At 66.6% G+C, this 20,927-nt stretch carries 16 protein-coding genes and 1 pseudogene; 9 read left to right on the top strand and 8 right to left on the bottom strand.

The window, feature by feature from the left end; translation table 11 throughout:
- Nucleotides 1–59: 59 nt before the first annotated feature.
- A complete protein-coding gene (glgA, locus tag H6935_15835; protein ID MCP5279804.1) occupies nucleotides 60–1,478 on the bottom strand; it encodes a glycogen synthase GlgA in 1,419 nt (472 codons plus the stop codon).
- Between the two features lie 106 nt (nucleotides 1,479–1,584).
- Here glgA and H6935_15830 point away from each other — a divergent pair, with 106 nt between their 5' ends.
- The 9 genes and pseudogenes from H6935_15830 (at nucleotide 1,585) to H6935_15790 (ending at nucleotide 11,501) form a co-directional block, all read left to right on the top strand.
- On the top strand, nucleotides 1,585–2,484 hold the full coding sequence (locus H6935_15830) for a PAS domain-containing protein (GenBank protein ID MCP5279803.1): 900 nt from the start codon (nucleotides 1,585–1,587) through the stop codon (nucleotides 2,482–2,484).
- A pseudogene (locus H6935_15825) lies at nucleotides 2,406–2,858 on the top strand (methyl-accepting chemotaxis protein). The gene H6935_15830 and the pseudogene H6935_15825 overlap by 79 nt, the downstream one beginning before the upstream one ends.
- A gap of 7 nt (nucleotides 2,859–2,865) precedes the next feature.
- A complete protein-coding gene (locus H6935_15820) occupies nucleotides 2,866–3,270 on the top strand; it encodes a hypothetical protein (GenBank protein MCP5279802.1) in 405 nt (134 codons plus the stop codon).
- 157 nt (nucleotides 3,271–3,427) lie between these two features.
- Nucleotides 3,428–4,363 carry a decarboxylating 6-phosphogluconate dehydrogenase gene (gene gnd / locus H6935_15815; protein MCP5279801.1) on the top strand — a complete coding sequence of 312 codons (936 nt, stop codon included), beginning with the start codon at nucleotides 3,428–3,430 and terminating at the stop codon, nucleotides 4,361–4,363.
- Between the two features lie 52 nt (nucleotides 4,364–4,415).
- Nucleotides 4,416–5,897 carry a glucose-6-phosphate dehydrogenase gene (locus tag H6935_15810; protein MCP5279800.1) on the top strand — a complete coding sequence of 494 codons (1,482 nt, stop codon included), beginning with the start codon at nucleotides 4,416–4,418 and terminating at the stop codon, nucleotides 5,895–5,897.
- Nucleotides 5,879–6,184: a hypothetical protein gene (locus tag H6935_15805; protein ID MCP5279799.1), complete on the top strand. Its 306-nt coding sequence runs from the start codon at nucleotides 5,879–5,881 to the stop codon at nucleotides 6,182–6,184. The genes H6935_15810 and H6935_15805 overlap by 19 nt, the downstream gene beginning before the upstream one ends.
- 238 nt (nucleotides 6,185–6,422) lie before the next feature.
- Nucleotides 6,423–7,274: a phosphate/phosphite/phosphonate ABC transporter substrate-binding protein gene (locus H6935_15800; GenBank protein MCP5279798.1), complete on the top strand. Its 852-nt coding sequence runs from the start codon at nucleotides 6,423–6,425 to the stop codon at nucleotides 7,272–7,274.
- A gap of 2 nt (nucleotides 7,275–7,276) precedes the next feature.
- Nucleotides 7,277–10,591, top strand: a complete 3,315-nt coding sequence (locus H6935_15795) for a PAS domain-containing protein (GenBank protein ID MCP5279797.1) — start codon at nucleotides 7,277–7,279, stop codon at nucleotides 10,589–10,591.
- Nucleotides 10,584–11,501: a diguanylate cyclase gene (locus H6935_15790; protein ID MCP5279796.1), complete on the top strand. Its 918-nt coding sequence runs from the start codon at nucleotides 10,584–10,586 to the stop codon at nucleotides 11,499–11,501. The genes H6935_15795 and H6935_15790 overlap by 8 nt, the downstream gene beginning before the upstream one ends.
- A 277-nt stretch (nucleotides 11,502–11,778) precedes the next feature.
- Here the strand turns inward: H6935_15790 and H6935_15785 are convergent, their stop codons facing one another.
- From H6935_15785 to H6935_15755, 7 genes are all read right to left on the bottom strand, one after another.
- Entirely contained in the window at nucleotides 11,779–13,680 is a 1,902-nt protein-coding gene (locus H6935_15785) for a response regulator (GenBank protein ID MCP5279795.1), read from the bottom strand.
- Nucleotides 13,681–13,815: 135 nt separating this feature from the next.
- A complete protein-coding gene (locus H6935_15780) occupies nucleotides 13,816–14,544 on the bottom strand; it encodes a cytochrome c biogenesis protein CcdA (GenBank protein MCP5279794.1) in 729 nt (242 codons plus the stop codon).
- 9 nt (nucleotides 14,545–14,553) lie between these two features.
- The gene (locus H6935_15775) at nucleotides 14,554–15,129 is read right to left on the bottom strand and encodes a thioredoxin family protein (GenBank protein ID MCP5279793.1); all 576 of its coding nucleotides are present in this window, start codon (nucleotides 15,127–15,129) and stop codon (nucleotides 14,554–14,556) included.
- A gap of 26 nt (nucleotides 15,130–15,155) precedes the next feature.
- The gene (locus H6935_15770) at nucleotides 15,156–15,791 is read right to left on the bottom strand and encodes a response regulator transcription factor (protein ID MCP5279792.1); all 636 of its coding nucleotides are present in this window, start codon (nucleotides 15,789–15,791) and stop codon (nucleotides 15,156–15,158) included.
- A gap of 51 nt (nucleotides 15,792–15,842) precedes the next feature.
- The gene (locus H6935_15765) at nucleotides 15,843–16,337 is read right to left on the bottom strand and encodes a DsrE family protein (protein MCP5279791.1); all 495 of its coding nucleotides are present in this window, start codon (nucleotides 16,335–16,337) and stop codon (nucleotides 15,843–15,845) included.
- A 75-nt stretch (nucleotides 16,338–16,412) separates the two neighbouring features.
- On the bottom strand, nucleotides 16,413–19,595 hold the full coding sequence (locus tag H6935_15760; GenBank protein MCP5279790.1) for a hypothetical protein: 3,183 nt from the start codon (nucleotides 19,593–19,595) through the stop codon (nucleotides 16,413–16,415).
- A complete protein-coding gene (locus H6935_15755) occupies nucleotides 19,592–20,806 on the bottom strand; it encodes an outer membrane protein transport protein (GenBank protein ID MCP5279789.1) in 1,215 nt (404 codons plus the stop codon). Before H6935_15755 ends, H6935_15760 begins: the two co-directional genes overlap by 4 nt.
- Nucleotides 20,807–20,927: the final 121 nt, after the last annotated feature.

Genomic DNA, 20,927 nt, shown 5'->3' with positions numbered 1-20,927 from the left:
GGCGTGGCACTGGATACCGGCATTCGCCGGCATGACATCAGCTTATGCACCACCGGGCCTCACCCCAGCATGCGCTGGTAAAGCGCCGCGTAGGCCTTGGCGCTGTGCTCCCAGCTGAAATCCTGCTTCATGCCGTTCTGCATCATGCGTTTCCAGGCGGGTTTGATGGGATACAGCTCCAGGGCCTGTTCCACCGCCAGCCAGAGGGCGTGGGGGGTGGGTTCGTCGAACACGAAGCCGGTGAGGCCGTCCTCCACCGTGTCGGCCAGGCCGCCGGTGGCATGGACGATGGGTACGGTGCCGTAGCGCAGGCTGTACATCTGGTTCAGGCCGCAGGGCTCGAAGCGGGAAGGCATGAGGAACACGTCGGCACCGGCCTCGATCTGGTGGGACAGGGCCTCGTCGTAGCCGATGTAGCAGGCGGCCTGGCCCGGGTGTTTCTGGCAGGTCTCCCGCACCGCCTGCTCGATGGCCTTGTCGCCGGTGCCCAGCATGACCAGTTGTCCGCCCCGGTGGATGATGCCATCGGCCACGGCCAGCACCAGGTCCAGGCCCTTCTGGTGGGTCATGCGGGCGATGAGGCCGAAGAGGGGGGCTTCCGCCCTGGGCTCCAGGCCCATGCGTTCCTGCAGGGCCTTCTTGCAATTGCGCTTGTCGCCGGTGGCCCGGTGGGTATAGGCGCAGGGCAGGTGCAGGTCGGCGGAGGGGTTCCAGTCCGCGGTGTCGATGCCGTTGAGGATGCCGGTGAGTTGCCCTGCCCGGCGGGCCAGCAGTCCCTGCAGGCCCATGCCCAGGGGTGCCTGCTGGATCTCCCGGGCGTAGGTGGGTGACACGGTGCTGATTTGCCAGGCGTAGTAAAGGCCGGCCTTGAGCAGGGAGACATTGCCGTAGTACTCCACCCCTTCAATGGAAAAGCTGTGGGGCGGCAGGTCCAGCTGGGGCAACACGTCTGGCGCGTAGATGCCCTGGTAGGCCAGGTTGTGCACCGTCATCAGGGAAGGCATCGATGCGCCCATGAAATGCAGGTATGCGGGTGCCAGGCCCGTCTGCCAGTCGTTGCAATGGAGCACGTCCGGGTGCCAGTCCAGGGGGGAGTGGGGGGTGGAAAGAATGGCGGCCGCCTTGGAGAGGAGGGCGAAACGCCAGGCATTGTCGATGTGGTCGAGGCCGTGCTCGTCCTGGTAAGGCCCGCCGATGCGGTCGAAGGCGGCGGGCACGTCCAGCACATACATGGGGGTGCTGCTTCCGGGCATGCGGCCCTCCAGGAGCCGGGCCGCTGGGTGGCCCGGCAAGCCGGGGAAATTGCACAAGGGCTGTATGTCCCCGGCCATCTCCAGAACCCGAGGGTATCCGGGCAGCAGCATTCGGCAATCCACGCCGATTTCCCGCAAGGCGATGGGCAGGGCACCGGAGACATCGGCCAGGCCCCCTGTCTTGATCAGGGGAATCGCTTCAGAAGTACAAAATAGAGATTTCATCGTTTTTTTCAAAACTAAAGTTTATGTGTCGTCCGCCGATATCCCTATGCGAATCCACGGCCCTCACCTCCCATCCAATCGTCACTTGGCGAGGAGAGCACCTTCCATGCGGAACAACCAGCCTGTAAGTCAGAAGGAATGTCTGATTCCGGACCATGCCGCCATTATCAGCCGGACTGACGCAAAGGGCATCATCACCCACGTCAATGACGACTTTGTCCAGTTGTCAGGTTTTTCCCGCTGCGAGCTGATCGGCCAGCCCCACAGCATCCTGCGACACCCGGACATGCCCTCCGAGGCCTTCCGGGACCTGTGGGCCACCCTCAAGGCGGGGCGCCCCTGGAACGGGTATGTGAAGAACCGATGCAAGAACGGCGACCATTACTGGGTCAAGGCCACGGCCACTCCCACGCCCGACGGTGGCTACATGTCCGTGCGGGTCAGGCCAACCCGGGACGAGGTGCTGGCGGCGGAAGAGCTTTTCGCGCGCATGCGCCAGGACCCCGGCGTCCGCCTGGAGGCGGGGCTGTTGCGCAAGGGCGGCCTGAGCGCCCAGATGAGCCGTCTGGTGGACATGGGCCTGGCCACCAAGTTGTGGGTTACCACCCTGGCCTCCATGGTGGCGGTGCTGACGGCGGTGTTCGTGGGCTGGGTCGCCCTGGGCATGGTGCTCGGTGACTTGAAACCCGGGACGGCAGCGGACATCGCCCCCTTCCGTACCGGCTTGCTGGTCCTGGCTGGCGTGACCCTGGTGGCCTGGCCCTGGTGGCCTGGCCCGTCGTGGCCTGGTGGGTCATCCGCCATATCAACATGCCCCTGCAGCAGGCGGTGGAAGTGGCCAAGGGCATTGCCGCCTTCGATTTCTCCAGGCCCGTGCCCCAGGCCGGACAGGATGAAGTGGGCCAGTTGCTGCAGCAGTTCGCCATCATGCGCAACAACCTGCAGGAGGGTGCGGTGCGCATCCAGCGGAACGCCCGCAGCCTGGGCGGGGCGGTGCAGGTGCTGAAGAACAGCAGCCAGACTTCGGCCCATGCCGCCACGGAACAGTCCGAGGCCTCCTCCAGCATGGCGGCCTCGGTGGAGCAGTTGTCCGTTTCCATCGACCAGATGGAGGAGCATGCCCGGGATGCCAGCGCCGTGGCCACGGAGGCGGGAGATGCCTCCAGGGAGGGCAGCCATGTGGTGCACCACCCGGCGGACGAGACCGGCCGCGTGGCTGACTCAGTCAATGCTGCCGCAGCCGCCATTCGGGAGCTGGAAGGGTATTCCACCGATATCTCCGCCATCGTGAAGGTGATCCGGGAGATCGCCGAACAGACCAACCTCCTGGCACTCAACGCCGCCATCGAGGCGGCCCGGGCCGGCGAGCAGGGGCCGGGGCTTCGCCGTGGTGGCGGACGAGGTGCGCAAGCTGGCGGAACGCACCTCCAATTCCAACCAGCAGATCACCGGCATGATCGACAAGGTCCAGCAGGGAGCCCGCCGTACCGTGGTGGAGATGGAAAGCGGCGTCACCCTGGTGGCCGAGGGTGTGCAACTGGCCCACAGGGCGGGGGATTCCATCGCCGCCATAGAAACCACATCCGGTCAGGTGGTCCATACCGTGGAGGAAATAAGCAGCGCCCTCAAGGAACAGGCCATGGCTGCCAAGGAGATCGCCCAGAATGTGGAGCGGGTGGCCCAGATGACGGTGCGGGGTTCCCATTCCAGCCAGGAGACCTCCGAGGTGGCCAGGGAAGTGGCCGAGCTCTCGGCCGAACTTCGCCACCTGGCCGAAATGTTCAAGATATAAACTTGGCTGGGACCGTCCCTTGGCAACAGGTTTCCGACCCAACCTTGCGCAGCCTGGGCAAATAACCGGGCTATCCTGAGAACACTGGGCATCCCCGAGGGGTTCAAGACCGATTCGGGGCGGCCCATCGTTATCCTGAGAGACGTAGGAGAGCAAGATGCTTGAAATCGGTCTATACGGCCTGGGCCGCATGGGCGGCAACATGGCCCGGCGCCTGAGCCGTGGCGGCGTCCGGGTCCTGGCCTACAACCGCAACGCGGCAGTGGCTGACGACCTGGCCAAGGAAGAGAAGAACGTGGTGTCCTGTCCCGACCTGGCCGGCATGGTGGGGGGGCTGAAGGCACCCCGGGTCATCTGGCTCATGCTGCCCGCGGGGGAGGCCACGGACCAGGCCATCCGGGACGTGGCGGCCCTGCTGGCCCCCGGAGACCTGCTGGTGGACGGGGCCAACGGCTATTACCAGGACGCCATGCGCCGTGCCGATACACTGGGCAAGCTGGACATCCGCTTTGCCGACGTGGGAGTGTCCGGCGGTGTGTGGGGCTTGGCCAATGGCTACTGCCTCATGGCCGGCGGTGGGGAGGAGGAACTGGCCCGGCTGGCCCCCTTCCTTAAGGTGCTGTCGCCCACGCCGGACACGGGCTGGCTCCATGCGGGCCCGGTGGGCTCCGGCCACTTCACCAAGATGGTCCACAACGGCATCGAGTACGGCATGATGCAGGCCCTGGCGGAGGGTTTCGCCCTCATGGGCGCCAAGCGGGAGTTCAACCTGGACCTGGCCGCCATCGCCGAGCTGTGGCGCCACAGTTCCGTGGTGCGTTCCTGGCTGCTGGACCTCACCGCCGACTTCCTAAAGCACGACCAGCAGTTGGCGGACATCGCCCCCGTGGTGGCGGATTCCGGCGAAGGCCGCTGGACGGCCCTGGAATCGGTGAACCTGGGGGTGCCCACCCCGGTGATGACCCAGGCCCTCATGGCCCGCTTTTCCAGCCAGGGCAAGGGGGACTACGCCAACAAGGTCCTGGCCAAGATGCGCCAGGGCTTCGGCGGCCATGCGGTTACCGGTGGTGAAGGGGGAAGGGGGAAGGGATAAGGGTAAAAAAACGCCCACCCTTCACCCTTCCCCCTTCACCGAGGAAAACGCCATGTTCGACCAGGAAGTCCCCCTCCCCCCCTGTAACTTCGTCATCTTTGGCGCCACCGGCAACCTGGCCTCCATCAAGCTGCTGCCCGCCCTGTATCGCCTGGAACTGGCGGGCAAGTTGCCGGACTCACTCAATTTCGTGGCCTTCGCCCGGCGGGAGTGCGACGCCGCCGCCTGGCGGGAGCACGTCAGGGAATTGCTTGCCGACAAACTCCAGGCCGACGGCCCGGCCCTGGACAAGTTCGTCGATCGCTTCGATTACCTGCGGGGCGACCTGGAGGACCCCGAGGCCTACACCCGCCTGAAGGAACTACTGGCCAAGCCCAAGCTGGGGGTTTGCTCCAACATGGTGTTCTACCTGGCCATCAAGCCCGCGGACTTCGGCCCGGTCATCAAGAACCTGGATGCCGTGGGCCTTTCCAAACCCCGGGGCCTGCATCGCATCGTGGTGGAAAAGCCCTTCGGCGTGGACATCGAATCCGCCCAGATGCTGAACCAGCTGCTGCACCGGTATTTCGACGAGTCCCAGGTGTTTCGCATCGACCATTACCTGGGCAAGGAGACGGTGCAGAACCTGCTGGTATTCCGCTTCGCCAACACCCTTATCGAGCCCCTGTGGAACCGCAACTTCATCGACCACGTGCAGATCACCGTGGCGGAGGACGTGGGCATCGGCAAGCGCGCCGACTACTACGACAAGGCCGGCGCCCTGCGGGACATGCTGCAGAACCACCTCATGCAGCTCCTCACCCTCGTGGCCATGGAGCCGCCCCCTGCCCTGGAGGCGGACGCCCTGCGGGACGAGAAGGTGAAGGTGCTGCGCTCCATCCGCCCCATCGCCAAGCGTTCGATCCATGCCCATGCCTTCCGCGCCCAGTACAAGGCGGGGCTGGTGGCAGGCAACCAGGTGCCGGGCTACCAGGACGAGATGGGGGTGGAGCCGGACTCGGTCACCGAAACCTTCGTGGCCGCCAAGATGTACGTGGACAACTGGCGCTGGCGGGGCGTGCCCTTCTACCTGCGCACGGGCAAGCGGCTGAAGGACCAGCTCTCCATGATCGCCATCCGCCTGCGCCACCCGCCCCAGCAGCTGTTCCGGGAGACGCCCCTGGAGGTGCTGGAGCCCAACTGGATCGTGCTCTCCATCCAGCCGGACGAGAGCATGCACATGGAGATCCACGCCAAGCAGCCGGGCCTGGACATGAACACCCGGGTGGTGAAGCTCAACGCCAGCTACCGCACTGCCGACGAGAATCCCCTGGATGCCTACGAGGCCCTGCTGCTGGACGTGATCGAGGGAGATCGCACGCTCTTCATCCGCTTCGACGAGGTGGAATGGGCCTGGCGGGTGGTGGATCCCATCCTGAAGTACTGGGCCCAGGAACGGGACTTCATCCACACCTACCCGGCGGGCACCTGGGGGCCCCACGAATCCAATCGCCTGTTCGACGCCGAGGAGACGGAGTGGCGCAACAAGGTGTGAAGGTTTTGGCCTGCTGCCTTGCCCTTTTGGTGGCACCCGTCGCCCGGGCCGGCTGGGTGGCCGCGGGCCAGGGAGACTGTCCCGGCCCCCAGGTGTGGGGCAGCGCCGGCGAGCAGCCCGAGGCGGAGCGCTGCACTCCCGATTTCGCCGGCAAGACGGCCTTGTGCTTCACCCAGGTCTGCTACCCCGGCTGCCAGTACATCGATGTGCCCACGCGGGAATGCCGGGGCGGCGCGGAACTGGCCCACGTCTACACCTGCGTGCCTGAACAGGTTGGGCCACGCTGATCAGCGTCATACGGCGGCGGATCGGTCCAGGCCCAGGGGTCTTGCAGGCGGCCGGACAAGGCATGGCGGGGGGGCTGCACCTGGCCTGGCCAAGTGGATATCAGCCCGTGGGCAACCGGGTGGAGGTGCCCGGAGACGGGCTGCCGGTACGATCAAGTTATTGCCCCGGATGCCGATAATTCCTTGCAGGGCCCAGGCCTGGGCGCCCAATCCACTTGTTCTTTGCACGGAGGCAAAAGTGCGCATCATTCCTCGATTCCTGCTGGCCCTGGCTGTAGTGATCGTGGGCGGGTTTCAGGCCGGCACGGCCATGGCGGAGGCCTATTCCTTCGGCGTCCTGTCCCAGCGCAGCGCGGTCCTAACCGCCCAATACTGGAATCCCATCCTGGACTACGTTCAGCGCAAGACCGGGCTGGTGTTGGCCCTGAAGGTGGCCCGCACCGCGCCGGAATCCAACGATGCCACCGAGCGGGGTGCCTACGACTTCGTGTATTCCAACACCATCTTTCTGCCCAAGATGGCCCAGGCGGGCTATCAGGTCATCCTCAGGCCCCGGGCAGAGGCTATCACGGGCCAGATCGTCACCCTGGCAAACTCGCCAATCACGAGCCTGGCCCAACTGGAAGGCAAGGAAGTGGGCTTTCCCTCCCAGGCAGCCTTCGTCGGCTATGCGGTGCCCATGGACCAGTTGCTGCGCCAGGGCATCGGAGTGACGCCTGTGTTCGGGGGCAACCAGGAGGGCATCATGGGGCAGCTCAAGGCAGGGCGGGTCATCGCCGCCGGGGTGAACAATCAGGTCATGCGTGCATTTGCCCACCGGGAGGGCATGAAATTCCGGGTCCTGTGGGAGTCCGTTCCCTTTCACAACCTGCCCATTTCCGTGCATCCCAGGGTGCCCAGGGACGTGGCGGACAGGGTGAGGAGTGCCATCGACGGCATGGAGAACGACCCGGAGGGTGCGCGCATCCTGGAACAGACCGGCCAGTCTGTCGGCCAGAAGCCGCCCTATGGCTTTCGTGCCTCCGGCCAGGCGGACTACCGCAGCTACTCGGATTTCTACAGGAACACCCTGGTGAAGGACATCAAGTAGCCATGAGCGCGGTGCCGGGGATTTGGCAACGTCTGCCGTTCATCGGCCGGTTGCTGGTCACCGCCAGTATCGCGCTGCTTGTGGCGGGCAGTGCCATGCTCATGCTTTCGGCCCGCCAGGAGGCACGGGAGGTCGAGGCCGATCTGAAGAGCGTTCTGGCCACCGAACTGGAAACCCTGCCCGCAGCCCTGGCCGAGACGGTGGTGATCGGCGATTTTTCCACCCTGCAGCAGACACTGGACCGCTATGTGGGACGGCCCCTGATTGCCTCGGCCCAGTTCGTGGACCTCACGGGCACCACCCTGAAAAGCCAGGACACCCGCGTCCCCGCCATTGCGCCTGGCTGGTTCATGGCGATGTTCCGCTTCCAGGATGTCCAGGGCACTGCCCGTGTGGTGGTGGGGGGACGCACCTACGGCGAACTGAGCCTGACCCTCACGTCCCAGCGGCTGGCGAACAGGGCCTGGTCCCACCTCACTCGCCATCTGCAGATTCTCATGCTTGCCGTTCTGCTGGATTTCGTCGGCATTTGGCTGGTATTGCGCCAGGGGCTGGCGCCCCTGCGATTGGTCGAGTCAGGCGCCCAGGCCATGGCGGCGGGCCAATATGACGTGCAATTGCCCTCCCTGGGCAGTGCCGAACTGCGGTCGGTGATAGAAACCTTCAACCGCATGGCGGCCTCCATCCGTCAGGCCCAGGCGGACATCAGGGATTCCCGGGAGCGATACCAGCTGGCCATCGCCGGTTCCAACGACGGGATATGGGATTGGGACCTGCGCACCAACGAAACGTATTTTTCGCCCCGCTGGAAGGAGATGGTGGGCTACCGGGACGACGAACTGGAAAACCATTTCGCTACCTTCGCACGCCTGCTCCATCCCGACGATGCCCCACGGGTCAATGCCGCCATCGAGTCCTACCTGGGCGGGCAATCCCCAGCCTACAGCCTGGAATTCCGCTTCCACCACAAGGATGGTTCCTGGCGCTGGATACTGTCCCGGGGCGTGGCGGTTCGCGACCCCTCCGGCAAGCCCTACCGCATGGCCGGATCCCATACCGACATCACCGAGCGCAAGCACCAGGAGGAAGAACTGGCCCTGGAGCGCAGGCGCCTCTCGGACATCATCGAGGGCACCCGGGTAGGCACCTGGGAGTGGAATGTCCAGACCGGCGAGGTGATGTTCAACGATCGATGGGCAGAGATCACGGGTTACACCCTGGAAGAACTGGCCCCCCTGGGCATCGACACATGGCTCAACATGGTGCATCCGGAGGATCTGGGGCGCTCGGGAGTGCTGCTGGAGCAGCATTTTGCAGGGGAGTTGGATTACTACGAAATCGAAGCCCGCTTGCGCCACAGAGACGGCCATTGGATCTGGGTGCTGGATCGGGGCAAGGTATCCACCTGGACGGAACAAGGCCAGCCCCTGCTCATGTCCGGCACCCATCAGGACATCACCCTGCGCAAGCAGGCCGAAGAGCGGCTGCTGGAAGCGGAACAGCTGCTGCGATCCAGCATCGAGACCATAGGAGAGGCCTTCGTCATCTACGATCCCGATGACCGGCTGGTGTTCTGGAACGATGAATATGCCGACATATATCGCACCACGGCGCCCGTCATCGAGAAGGGGCGCACCTTCGAGGAGATCGTTCGCTACGGCGTCGAGCGGGGCCAGTATCAGGCGGCCCTGGGCCATGAGGAGGAGTGGATTGCGCATCGCCTGGAACTCCACCGCCAGGGCAAGACGGAACTCCTGCAGAAACTGGACGATGGCCGTGTGCTGAAGATCAGGGAAAGGCGGACACCCACCGGCCACATCGTCGGCTTCCGGGTGGATGTCACGGATATGATCCAGGCCAAGGAGGCCGCGGAGGCTGCCAACATCGCCAAGAGCCGCTTCCTGGCCACCATGAGCCACGAAATCCGCACGCCCATGAACGGCATCCTGGGCATGGCCCAGGTGCTGCTGCAATCCGATCTGGACAAGGCCGAGCGGGATGACTGCGTGCGGACCATCCTGCATTCCGGCCAGGCCCTGCTGACGCTGCTCAACGATATCCTCGACCTGTCCAAGGTGGAGGCCGGCAAGCTGGAGCTGGAAAACGTGACCCTGGCCCCGGATCAGATCATGCACGAGACCCGTTCCCTCTTCTCCGGACCGGCCGGGCTCAAGGGCCTGGAACTGGAAGTGGCATGGGAAGGGCACCACCAGCGCTATCGAGGGGACCCCCATCGTCTGGCCCAGATGCTTGCAAACCTGGTGAGCAATGCCATCAAGTTCACCAATCAGGGCCACGTGCGTATAGAGGCACGGGAGTTGAACCGCACCGGGCCCATCGCCCAGGTGGAGTTCTCCGTGCGGGACACGGGCATCGGCGTGGACCCGGAGCGGCAGCACATGCTGTTCCAGCCCTTCTCCCAGGCGGACAGTTCCACGACCAGAAAATACGGCGGCTCAGGCCTGGGCCTTTCCATCGTCCGCAGCCTGGCCTTGGCCATGGGCGGCGAGACGGGCGTGGAGAGCCAGGCGGGAAATGGCGCCCGGTTCTGGTTCCGCGTGCCCCTGGCCCTGGAGGAGGCAGGCAGTGATGCCCGTCTGTTGCCCCGGCCTGCGGAAGCCAAGGGGAAAGCCGCCGCCCAGCGCGGCGGCTTGTCCGGTCGGGTGCTGCTCGTGGACGACGACGCCACCAACCGCAAGGTGGCCGGCATCATGCTGGACAAACTGGGCTTGAGCGTCCACGCGCTGGAGAACGGGGCCCAGGCCGTGGAAACGCTCGGGAGCGGGGATGCGGCCGACCTGGTGCTCATGGACGTGAACATGCCCATCATGGATGGCCTGGCCGCAACCCGGCAGGTCCGGGCATGGGAGCAGGTTCATGCACGCCCCCGCCTGCCCATCATCGCCCTGACGGCGGATGCCTTCGAGGAGGATCGACAGCGCTGCCTCAAGGCAGGCATGGACGACTATATTGCCAAGCCGATGTCGCTGGCCGTCCTGCAGGAAAAACTCACCCTGTGGCTGCCCAGGAAGGGTCAGGCTGGCGATGACGGAGGAGGTGGCGCGAAGGTCCAGGGCTCCGGCGACACGTCCACTATCCGGAGGCTGATGGCCGGCCTGGAGCCCTTGTTGGAGCAACGGAAATTCGACGCCATCAACCATTTCAAGACCCTGCTGGCCGCTGCGGCAGGCACGCCTCTCAGCGAGGAGGTAAAGGCCATGGACTACCTCATGGCCGATCTGCAATTCGCCTCGGTATTGGATAGACTGCGTGCTCTGAGACGGTCCCAAGGCTGGGAAGACACGACACATGAGTGATACAAGGCCGAGGATACTCGCCATCGACGATACCCCCGCGAACCTCATGACCCTGGGGGCGGCGCTGGCATCGGACTATGACCTCCAGGTCGCCACCTCCGGTGAAGCCGGCCTCGAATTGGCGGCTGCCCGGCCACCCGACCTGATCCTGCTGGACGTGATGATGCCCGAGATGGATGGATACGAGACCTGCGGGCGCCTCTTGGCCGATCCCCTTACCAGGGATGTCCCAATCATCTTCATCACTGCCCAGAACAGCCCGGAGGACGAAACCCGAGGCCTGGAGGCCGGAGCGGTGGATTACATCACCAAGCCCGTGAACCCGGCCGTGGTGAAGGCCCGCGTGCGGGCCCACCTGACCTTGAAGCTGCAGGCCGACCAGTTGCGTGCCATGGCATTCCTGGATGGACTGACCGGGCTTGCCAACCGCCGCCGCTTCAATGAAGCCCTGGACAGCGAGTGGCGGTTTGCCCGCCGCACCGGTGCCCCCCTGTCCCTGATCCTTACGGACATCGATCATTTCAAGCCTTTCAACGACACCTATGGCCATCAGGCAGGAGATGCCTGCCTCCAGGCCGTTGCCCAGGTGTTGATGCGAAGCGTGACCCGCTCCCATGACCTCAGCGCCCGGTATGGCGGGGAGGAGTTCGTGTGCCTGCTGCCGGGGACCGGCCTGGCCGGCGCCCAGGCCAAGGCCGAGTCCCTGCGGCTTGGCGTACAGAAATTGCAGATTCCCCATCATGCTTCGGATGTAGCGCCGGTGGTGACAGTCAGCCTGGGGGTGGCCACGGTGTCACCCCGCGAGGGCATCGACTCCGCAGCGCTGGTGGGTCTGGCCGATGCACAACTCTACGAAGCCAAGCGGAAAGGGCGCAATCGGGTCTGCGCCATGGAGATTTCCTCCGTCTAGCCGCTGGAGTGGTGCTGGTCCGGGTGCGCAACCACATGGCTTTGGCCCAGGCACGAAGGGAACTGAAACACCACAACCGGGAACCGGGCCGGACGGCGTAGGAGAGTACCCAGGAGGTGGGGCGAAAGTCGGAGGAACTGGCCCATCGCTCATGTCAGGTTATCTCCGCCCAACAGGCCACCACCACCGTCATGTGTGTCCTGGTGCAATGCCGGGGCGGCGTGGAACTGGCCTACGTGTCCACCTGCGTGCCTGAACAGGCGCGGGGTGCGTTGTCTCAAATACGGGAATTCTTGACTGAATAGGCGTTGAGCAGCAGGCGAGTGACCAGGGCGCGCAATCTGGCGGGGCGTACCGGCTTGTGCAGCACCGGGTAACCGCTGGCTTGCAGGAGTCGCACGTTTTCGGGCGAGGTGTCGCCGGTGATGACGATGACCGGAAACTCCGTCCCGGTCCAGCGGTCGCGCAGGGCCTGCGCCAATGCCAGACCGTCCCGATCCGCCAGGCGATAGTCGGTGACGAGCAAGTCGGGCGGGGATTCCAGTTCGGCGAGCGCCGTCGTGCTGTTGCTCCTTGCTATCACCGTCAAGCCCCAGATGGTCATGAGAGACGTCAGCGCGTCCCTGACCGCGATGTCGTCGTCAACCAGCAGCACCAGGCCTTTCAAACGGGTAATGTCCTCCAGGGCGGGCACGTCCGGCATGGCTTCATCCGTCGCGCCGGAGGCGAGGGGCACATCCAGGCTGAATACCGTACCCTGGCCGGGAACGGAACGGAGCGACAAGTGATGGCCCAGCAGCCGGGCCAGCCGCTCCACGATGGCAAGGCCCAGCCCCAGGCCTTTGGAACGGTCGCGTTCCGGGTTGGCGATTTGCACGAACTCCTGGAAGACCCGCTCCTGGTCCTCCGCGCAAATGCCGATGCCCGTGTCCCAGACCTGGAGGCGCAGGGTTTGGCCCCTGCGTCTGGCACTCAGCAGCACACCCCCCTCTCGCGTGTAGCGCAAGGCATTGCAGATCAGGTTGCGCAGGATGCGGTCCAGCAGAATGGGGTCGCTCATCACCCAGGCTGGTGGGGAATGCAGGCGCAATTTCAGGTCCTGGGCCTCGGCCTGAAGGCGGAAATCTTCCTTCAGGTGGTCTAGCAGGGCCTGGATATCCAGGTCCTGAAACTTGGGCCGGATAGCCCCTGCATCCAGGCGGGATATGTCCAGGATGGCATCGAGCAGACCTTCCATGGCGCTCACGGAGGCATCCAGCTTGTCCAGGGTGTACGCTGCTTCCCTCCCCCGCAATTTCGGCTTCAATACGGCGGCATACAGGCCGATGGCGTGCATGGGCTGGCGCAGGTCATGGCTGGCCGCCCCCAGGAAACGGGTCTTGGCCAGGTTGGCCGCCTCGGCGGCCTGCTTCTGGCGCGCCAGTTCCGCCGTTGCGGCCTCAACCCGCCGCTGCATATCTTCATGGAAAAACTGCAGCGCCTCCCCCATTGTGTTGATGCCTGCCTGCAGGGTCTGGATTTCGCCCTTGGCGTTGATCGGCATGCGTACCCGGAAATCCCCCCCGGCCACACGGCGCACTGCGTCGATGATGTCCATGAGGGGGCGGATGCCCACGCGGGCCAGCCCCCTGGCAAGGACGATGGCGAATGCCAGCCCAAGCAGCGTGATGCCGATGCTGGTGAGCAGCATGTTACGGACCTTGGCCTGGTTCTCCTCGAGGCTGAAGATGATCTGAACCCAGGCGATGGGGCGGGGGGTGATGGAGGTCTGGGACACCATGAAGGGGTCGTGCAGTTCCAGGGGGGACAGCACCACCGGCAGGGTGGTGACCAGGTGGCTGCCCGTGTCCGTCACGCCCTTGGCCAGGGGTGTGGGAAAGTCGTCCGGCAGGCGCCCGGCGATTGTGAGGGGGGTGCCGTCCGCCTTGAAGACCCCGGCGAAGGCGGCCTTCTGGCTGCGTACCGACCAGCGCACCATTTCCGCCAGATGCTCGTTGTGGCCGGTGAACAGGGCGTACTCCACCCCCTGGGCGACGTATCGCGCCAGGGTTTCGCTGCGTGCCCCCAGGGCGGTGCTCAGGTCATGCAGGCGGCTGTAGCTGACATGGCTTCCCAGGATCAGGGCCACCAGCATGGCCGGCAGCATGCCCAGCAGGTAAGCTCGGGCGCGGAGGTTCATGGGTTATGGACGCAAAGTCGCGAAGCGGCTCTCGAAACGCCCCTCGCCCGCTTGCGGGAGAGGGGGTGGGGGAGAGGGGGAAGGGGCTTGGCCTTCATGCACAGGCGCGTATTCATATTCACAAAGCCAGGCCCGTCAAAGACGGGTGGTCAGCGTCACCAGCCAGGCCGGCATGGCGTCCAGGGTCCAGGCCTCGAAGCGCTTGTCCGCCCCCGTCAGGATCATCACGCCCAGGGCCAGCAGCATGCCGCCCAGCAGTTGCTTGCCCCATTTGCCCGTGGCTACCAGCCTGCCGCGCACCCGCCCCAGGGCCTGGCGGGAGAGCAGGCCGATGAGAATCACGGGCAGGCCCGCGCCCAGGCCGAACAGCAGCATCACCAGACTCGCCGCGGCCAGGTCCCGGCCCTGGCTGGCCAGGGTGATGGCGGCGCCCAGGGTGGGGCCCACACAGGGGCTCCACACCACGCCCAGCAGCAGGCCCAGGGCGAACTGCCCGGTCAGGCCGGTGAGGGCGAGGCGGGCCAGCAGGGAGTTGCCCGCCCCGGCCAGGCCCGAGGCTGCCCGGGCAAAGGCGGCCTGGAGACGGGTGGAGAGCAGGATCAGGGCGAAGCCCATCAGCAGCACGGCGGCCCCGTTGCGGAAATGGGTCGGGTCCACTTCCAGGGAGGCCCCCAGGGCTGCCAGGACGATGCCCATGGCGGCGAAGGACAGGGAAAGCCCGCCGGCAAGGACCACGGGGCCCAGGGCATGGACCGCCAGGGCGCTGCCCAGGAGGATGGGTATCAGGGGCAGCACGCAGGGCGACAGGGTGGACAGGGCGCCGGCGGCAACGGCCATGGCATAGGTGCCTGCGCCAATGTCCATGACCGCGCCTCAGAATGCGGCGCGCAGGAACTCGAGGATGTCCTCCCGGTAGGTTCCGCCCAGGGAACGTCCCACTTCCTTGCCGCCATTGAAGAGGATGAAGGTGCCCTGCCGGATGGCGCGGAACTTCCGCACCTCCTTTTTCTGCTGGTCGAAATCCACCCGCAGGACGGTGAGCCGGCGCAGTTCGGGCAGGGTGACGAGTTCTCTCAGGATGCCGTCCTGGGCCCTGCAGGTGGGGCACCAGTCCACATGGAACCACACCAGCACCGGCCGGCCTTCCTTCATCAAAGCATCGAAGCGTGTCTGCTCATAAGGCAGGCCCAGGGCGGCAAATGCCGCCGGAACCAGGCACAGGGCAGCGAGGAGCAGCGCGCCTACAGCGCGCAGGGCGGGCCACCATGGCCGCTCGATCCGGCCCAAACGAGATGTCTTTCCGGCCCAGGCCGCAATCCGGCCGAACGCCTTGCGCCCGCCCACAGGCTGACCTGGCCCCCAGCCCGCGCCGGGGTGGCGTTGCGAAAGACCCCGCAACGCATCCGTGGCAGGTCCCGGCGCCGCATCCGCGCGCCGAGGATCGTCCATTTGGACTAGGCCGTATGCCATGGCCCTTACCCGATGATCCCCAGGCGGCGTGCGGCCCCGGCCGCCTCGGTGCGGTTCCTCACGTCCAGGGCGCGGAAGATGGCCGCCAGGTGGGCCTTCACCGTGCCCTCACCCAGGCCCAGTTCGCGGCAGATCTGCTTGTTGGGTTTGCCGTCGGAGATGAGGCGCAGCACGTCCATCTGCCGTTCCGTCAGCGCGGCATGGCCGGACCGGGCGCCGGGCTCCGCGGTGCGGGCGGGGACATCGAAATCCAGGAACTGGGGCGGCACGTAGACGCCGCCGGCCAGAATCAGCCGCAGGGCGGAAATCATCACCTGGGGCGAGGCGGACTTGGGGATGTAGCCCGCCACGCCGGCGCTCAGCAGCGCCATGACCTCCTCCCGGCACTCCGCGGCAGACAGGATCACCACCGGCAGGTCGGGATGGGCACGCATCAGCGCCTTGACACTGTCCTGGCCGTGCATGCCCGGCATGTTCAGGTCCAGCAGCAGCAGATCCGCGTCCGGCTGGTGCTGGATCTGCATCAGGCAGTCGTCCAGATCAGCGGCCAGCGCCACCTCCGTCCCCGCCTGCATCTGCTTGAGCAGCAGGGCGAAGCCTTCCCGGAAGAGGGCGTGGTCGTCGGCAAGAATGGCTTTCATGTCAGGGATCTCATGTGATGGTTGCAGGCTAGTACATTTATACAGGCATGCTCAGAAAGTGACGGCCTGGCCCCGCATCAGGGGTTCCATCAAGGCGGCCATGCCCTGGATCTGTGCCCCGGCGCGTCGCCTGAGGGGGCGATCCGAGCCCCCGGAGGCATGGCACAGCACCTGGTCGCAGGTGGAGCAGATCGCCAGAGAGCCCCCCAGGAGCACGAAACTGTCCAGCAGTTCCTCCAGGGCGGGAAAGCCCGCCACCTGGATGCCGTCCGCATGGCCCTCATAGGCCCAGTAGCTGCCATCCCCCACCAGGAACAGGTGGGTGCGCAGGTCCATGGACAGGGCCGTGCAGGCCATGGAGGCCGCCAGGGTGGCGCGTTTGCCGCCGTCTTCGGCGCCGCTGGTGAGGATCACGGTGTAGTGGTGGCCCCCGGGCGGGGCGTCCCGGTGCCCGTCCAGGCCCGGGGACTGATGGCCGGCATGAAGCATGTCCGCATTACGCCAGGGCGTTTCATCCAGGGTGTTGGCGTGGGAAGTGGCGGTCATGGCGTCCTCCTCGTTGATGCTGTGCTTGGATTGTTCCCGTTCCGTCTTTATGGCGAAGGGTCGCCTACGGATGGCCTACCGATTCGCTGATGGGACTTCCCGGGACGCGCGCATGAGGGCCTCGGTCTCCGCCGCCGGGGCCACGCCCAGGACGATGGACAGCAATTCCCGGCAGCGGCGGTAGCAGACCAGGGCCTCGGCGTGGAGGCCCTGGCGTTGCAGGCACAGGATGAGGCGGCGGTAAAGAAACTCGTTGAGGTTGTCCTGCTCCAGGGCCCGCCGGTAGAGCTCCGCGGCCCCTTCCCAGCGGCCGCAGGCTTCGTGGTGCCGCCCCAGGTCGGCCACCAGGCGCTGGTAGCGGCTCAGGGCCCGATCCCGGGCCGGCAGCAGCCAGGCGCTCTCCTCATCGGTGGCGAGAAAGGTACCCGTGTAAAGCCGCAGGGCCCGGGAGGCATCGTGCTCCATGGCCATCGTGTCCACCGGCTCGGCACGCAGCGCGTCGGTGGCCCGTTCCGCGGCCTGCTCGAAGGCCCACAGGTCCACCCGGCACACCTGGGGGTTCAGGGCCAGATGGCTGTCGCGCAACAGTACGGCGTCGTCCCGTCCCAGCAGCTTGCGCAGGCGATGCAGGGTGATGTCCAGGGCCTTTTTCAGCCCGGTTCCCTCCGCATCCGGCCACAGCAGGGCGGCCAGTGCCAGTCCGGGCGCCCCGCCGGGGCCCTGGGCGGCCAGGGCCTTGAGCAATTCCAGTGGGCGCTTCTGGGGCTTGCCGCTCTGGCGCACGGTTTCCCCGGCACAGGCCAGGCGGAAACCGCCCAGGGTGAACACGCGCACCGGCCAGGGCCAGCACTCGCCGGCATCCGCCGGTGGCGGTATGTCGCGCGCCTGGATCAGGCGGCGCACGTAACAGACCTCGATGTCGGCGTCCAGGGCGAAGGCGCACAGGCGGCCCTCCGCCTCGGGGTCCGCGTAGAGGAAAAGATGGCCATAGCCCCACCGGGCGCCCAGGGCCAGGCCCTCCCGCAGCGCTTCCGCTACCGCCTTTGAGTCCCCCCCTTCCTCGTCCCCCGCGGCGGCCGCGTCCAGGCCCAGGCGCGCGCGGGTGAGCAGGATGGCCGCCGTGTAGAGGTCGCAGCGGGCCTCCCGCGCCTGCCCCAGCAGTACCTCCAGGGCTGATCTCGCCGCGGCCATGCGGCCTTCGCGGATGTCCAGGTGGGCAAGGAACAGCCGGCTGTGGATTTCCAGCAAGGGCATGCCCTGGCCGCCGATCAGCAGGATGGTGTTGTTCACCCCGGCCCGCGCCCGGGCCAGGTCGCCCCGCAGCAGCGCCAGGCCGGCCTCAAGATACGCCTGGAATGACCGCTCCAGCCAGCGTCCCGGCATGAGACACGGCCGCGCCATGTGGATCAGGGCCTCCATGCGGTCGGCGTCACCCTGGGCCAGGGCGGCCAGGCCGGCGTTCTGGATGAGGGGGGCGTCCATCACGTGCACGCCGTGTTCCGCGGAAATGGCCAGGGTGGCGACGAAGGCCGCCTCCACGCCGGCCGCGTCGCCGCGGAAATTGGCCAGCACCAGTTCCAGCAGGCCCAGCAGGATGCGCCCCAGGGGCGGCATGGGGGCGTCGGCGGTGCGCGCCGCCTGGAGCACCGCGTCCAGGGCCTGGGTATGGCCGCGCCACATGTGGAAGAAGCCGGCAAAGTGGGCGAGGCTGGCGGTGTGGGGCACGGCCTGCCGGCCGCGGACCAGGGTCAGGGCCCGTTCGGCCCACGTCTGCAGCAGAGGATGGTCGGGGCGGCGGAACAACAGGGCCACGCCGCCGGCCAGGGCCCTGGCCTCGATCTCCGGTGAGGGAAAGCCGCGCTGCCTTTGGCGCAGGGATTCCAGTTCCTCGATCCAGGGGTCGAAACCCGCCAGGCTGTCCCAACCGAAGACGAAGGTTTCGGCGATGCCTGCCCAGCACAGCCATTGCCCCGCCAGGTCGTCGGCCTTCTGGAACAGGCCATAGGCACGCACGAATTCCCCACGGGCAGCGGCGGGATCCAGCATCACCTGGCAGGCCGCCGACCAGAATGACAGCCACGGCGAGGTTTCGCGCAGGGCGTCTGGCAGGCGTCCGAGCCACTCCATCACCACGGCGAACTGGCCGCTGGCCAACAGCGTCGGTGCGTGGGTGCTGATCAGGCGGGCGAGTTCATGCCATGCGCCGGCCCACGCCCAGACCTCGGCGGCCTGGTGCAGGCTGTCCGCCTGCTCCAGCGCCAGGGCCACAGGGCGCGCGAGTTGTGCCCGGGCGGAGGCATCCGGTTGCGCGTCGATGCGCCGGCGCAGGAAGGCATGGAACAGGGGATGGAAGCCATAGGCCGGTTCCGCCTGGGGGTGAAGGGTGACGAACAGTCGTTCCCCTTCAAGTTCCCGCAGCCATTGCATGCCGCTGGCATCGCCGGTGATGGCGGTGCAGAGGGATTCGGTCACCACCGGCAGCATGCCCACCCGCATCAGGAAATCCCGCGCTCCGGCGGGCAGGTGGTCGAAGAACTCGTTGGCGATGAAATCGAACACCGCCTGGGGCGTGGGGTGCGTGTCGATGGACCCGTCCCGATCGCCCGGCGCATGGGTGGTGAGCACGATGCCGGCCGCCCAGCCCCGGGTGGCGGCCTGGATGGCCGCCGCATCGCCCCCGCCCTGTGTCGCCAGCAACTGGGCGGTTTCGTCCAGGGTGAAACGCAGGGCCTCCCAGTCCAGCACCGTGCCACCCGCCCAGGCGCGGGCCAGGGGCGGCGGCGGCCCGAGCCGGCTGGCGGCCAGCAGGGCTGCGCCGGGCGGCAGTTCTTCGGCGAGGATGGCCATGAGGGCGTGCAGGGGCGAGTCGGCGCGGATTTCCTGGTAGTTGTCCAGGACCAGGACAAAATCCGGTGGCAGGGACTCGAACAGCAGGCGGCAGAAGCGCCGCGTGAAGGTCGCCAGGCCGGGCAGGTACTCCGGCGTCAGGGCAGGCAGGTCGGTCCGGTGGCCTGCCGCGAAGCGTGCCAGGTAGTGGAAGAAGGTGGCGGGGTCGGCATCGTCCGCGTCGACGCGGTACCACAATGGCTTAAGGCCTCGCGCGCCGATCCAGCTGGTGGCCAGGGACGTCTTGCCGGCCCCGGCGGGCGCGGCGATCCACATGAGCTGATGCGCATGCGCCGCGTCCAGCCGTGCGAACAGGCGCTCGCGCGGCACCAGGCGCGCGGCCGAGGGCGGTGTGAGCTTGGCCAGGCTCACCAGCGTCTCCCGAACACCGTATGCAGGGCGACGCTTTCATTGCGCTCCCGGGCAGCCCCCAAGGGCAATTCGGCATTGGTGAAGGCCACGCTGTTGCGGAACTGGTATTCGGCGGCCAGGGTGAAGGACCACTCCCGCCCCAGTAAGCGCTTGAGCCCGAGGGTCAGGTGGCGTTCGCCGATGGGTGCGAGGAGGGGACTCAGGTGGGCGGGGGGGATGGGGTTGCGTGCCAGGTTGAGGCCGGCGTACAGCGTGGTGCGCGTATCCAGGCGGTATGCCGCGCCCAGGGCGAGCACCAACTGGTCGTGCCAGTCCAGGGTGGAAGTGACGCGGATGTCCGGCGCTGCGGGGTGGTCCGGATTGCGTGCGGTGAGGGTGGAGCGGGTGGCCGCCTTGGACCAGTCCAGCCAGGTGAGCTCCGCCGACACCATCCATTCCTCCACTGGCCGCCAGGCCGCGCCGAAACTCACTTCGGTGGGTAGCGCCAGGCCGTCGATCGCGACGTCGCTATAGGTCACCAGCCCCCGGCCTGCGACGGTCTGGTTGGAAAGCAGGCGCCCATCGCGCAGGGGCAGCTTGATCTTGGGGGTGAAGCTCGCGCCCAGAGTTAGCGTTTCCGAGACAGGCGCGAGTACGCCCAGCTTTACCGTGGCCCCCCAGCCACGGGCTCCCTTCAGGTCGGAGCCCCAGAAGGGCCCCGCGGACGTGGCGGGAAAGACCTTCTGGCGGATGTCGGCGTGGTTAATGGCCAGGGCGGCCCCCAGCAGGACCCCTCCATCCGTCTCGCAACCGATGCCGGGGCTCAGCCGGGCGATGCGCACCAGGGAGGACAACTCGTCCACCGTGCCGAACGCGGTGTTCAGGTCGTCGTAGACGAAACCAGCTCCCCCCTGGCCGAAGAACGCCACCCCCCAGGCACACCGGGCACCGGCCGGACGGCTCGCGTAACCGATGCCGCCCAGGGGAATGAAGCGGTTGGAGACCGAGCGGTCATTGCCCAGGCCATCCGCATGGGACACGTCCAGGGCGTGGGCGACGGCGTTGTACAGGTCCAGGCTGCGCGGTCCCAGGCGGGCGATGCCCGCAGGGTTGGTGTTGAGGGCCAATGTGTCGCCTGCCACGGCCACGTCGGCCCCGCCCATGGCCACGGACTCGGCGCCGTAGCCGATGAGGTTGAGACCGTTGCTGGCCTGCGCGGCCTGGGCAAGCATGGCAAGCACTCCTACCAACCCCGCACGCACCATCGACCTCCCTTCGGGTCTCGCCCAACCGGCTGTTGTGCTTACTAGTACAGACCATGAAGAGAGAGAGGTCGATATATCTTTGTGGGTA

Source organism: Thiobacillus sp. (assembly GCA_024235835.1).
GTDB lineage: Bacteria > Pseudomonadota > Gammaproteobacteria > Burkholderiales > Thiobacillaceae > PFJX01.
Note: the sequence above shows the minus strand (reverse complement) of the source record. Positions and strands in the feature narration are given on the sequence as shown.

What these genes read in the sequence shown, in the direction of transcription:
- glgA (MCP5279804.1), bottom strand. Translation starts at nt 1,478, where the DNA reads ATGAAATCTCTATTTTGTACTTCTGAAGCGATTCCCCTGATCAAGACA.
- H6935_15830 (MCP5279803.1), top strand. Translation starts at nt 1,585, where the DNA reads ATGCGGAACAACCAGCCTGTAAGTCAGAAGGAATGTCTGATTCCGGAC.
- gnd (MCP5279801.1), top strand. Translation starts at nt 3,428, where the DNA reads ATGCTTGAAATCGGTCTATACGGCCTGGGCCGCATGGGCGGCAACATG.
- H6935_15810 (MCP5279800.1), top strand. Translation starts at nt 4,416, where the DNA reads ATGTTCGACCAGGAAGTCCCCCTCCCCCCCTGTAACTTCGTCATCTTT.
- H6935_15795 (MCP5279797.1), top strand. Translation starts at nt 7,277, where the DNA reads ATGAGCGCGGTGCCGGGGATTTGGCAACGTCTGCCGTTCATCGGCCGG.
- H6935_15790 (MCP5279796.1), top strand. Translation starts at nt 10,584, where the DNA reads ATGAGTGATACAAGGCCGAGGATACTCGCCATCGACGATACCCCCGCG.
- H6935_15785 (MCP5279795.1), bottom strand. Translation starts at nt 13,680, where the DNA reads ATGAACCTCCGCGCCCGAGCTTACCTGCTGGGCATGCTGCCGGCCATG.
- H6935_15780 (MCP5279794.1), bottom strand. Translation starts at nt 14,544, where the DNA reads ATGGACATTGGCGCAGGCACCTATGCCATGGCCGTTGCCGCCGGCGCC.
- H6935_15775 (MCP5279793.1), bottom strand. Translation starts at nt 15,129, where the DNA reads ATGGACGATCCTCGGCGCGCGGATGCGGCGCCGGGACCTGCCACGGAT.
- H6935_15770 (MCP5279792.1), bottom strand. Translation starts at nt 15,791, where the DNA reads ATGAAAGCCATTCTTGCCGACGACCACGCCCTCTTCCGGGAAGGCTTC.
- H6935_15765 (MCP5279791.1), bottom strand. Translation starts at nt 16,337, where the DNA reads ATGACCGCCACTTCCCACGCCAACACCCTGGATGAAACGCCCTGGCGT.
- H6935_15755 (MCP5279789.1), bottom strand. Translation starts at nt 20,806, where the DNA reads ATGCTTGCCCAGGCCGCGCAGGCCAGCAACGGTCTCAACCTCATCGGC.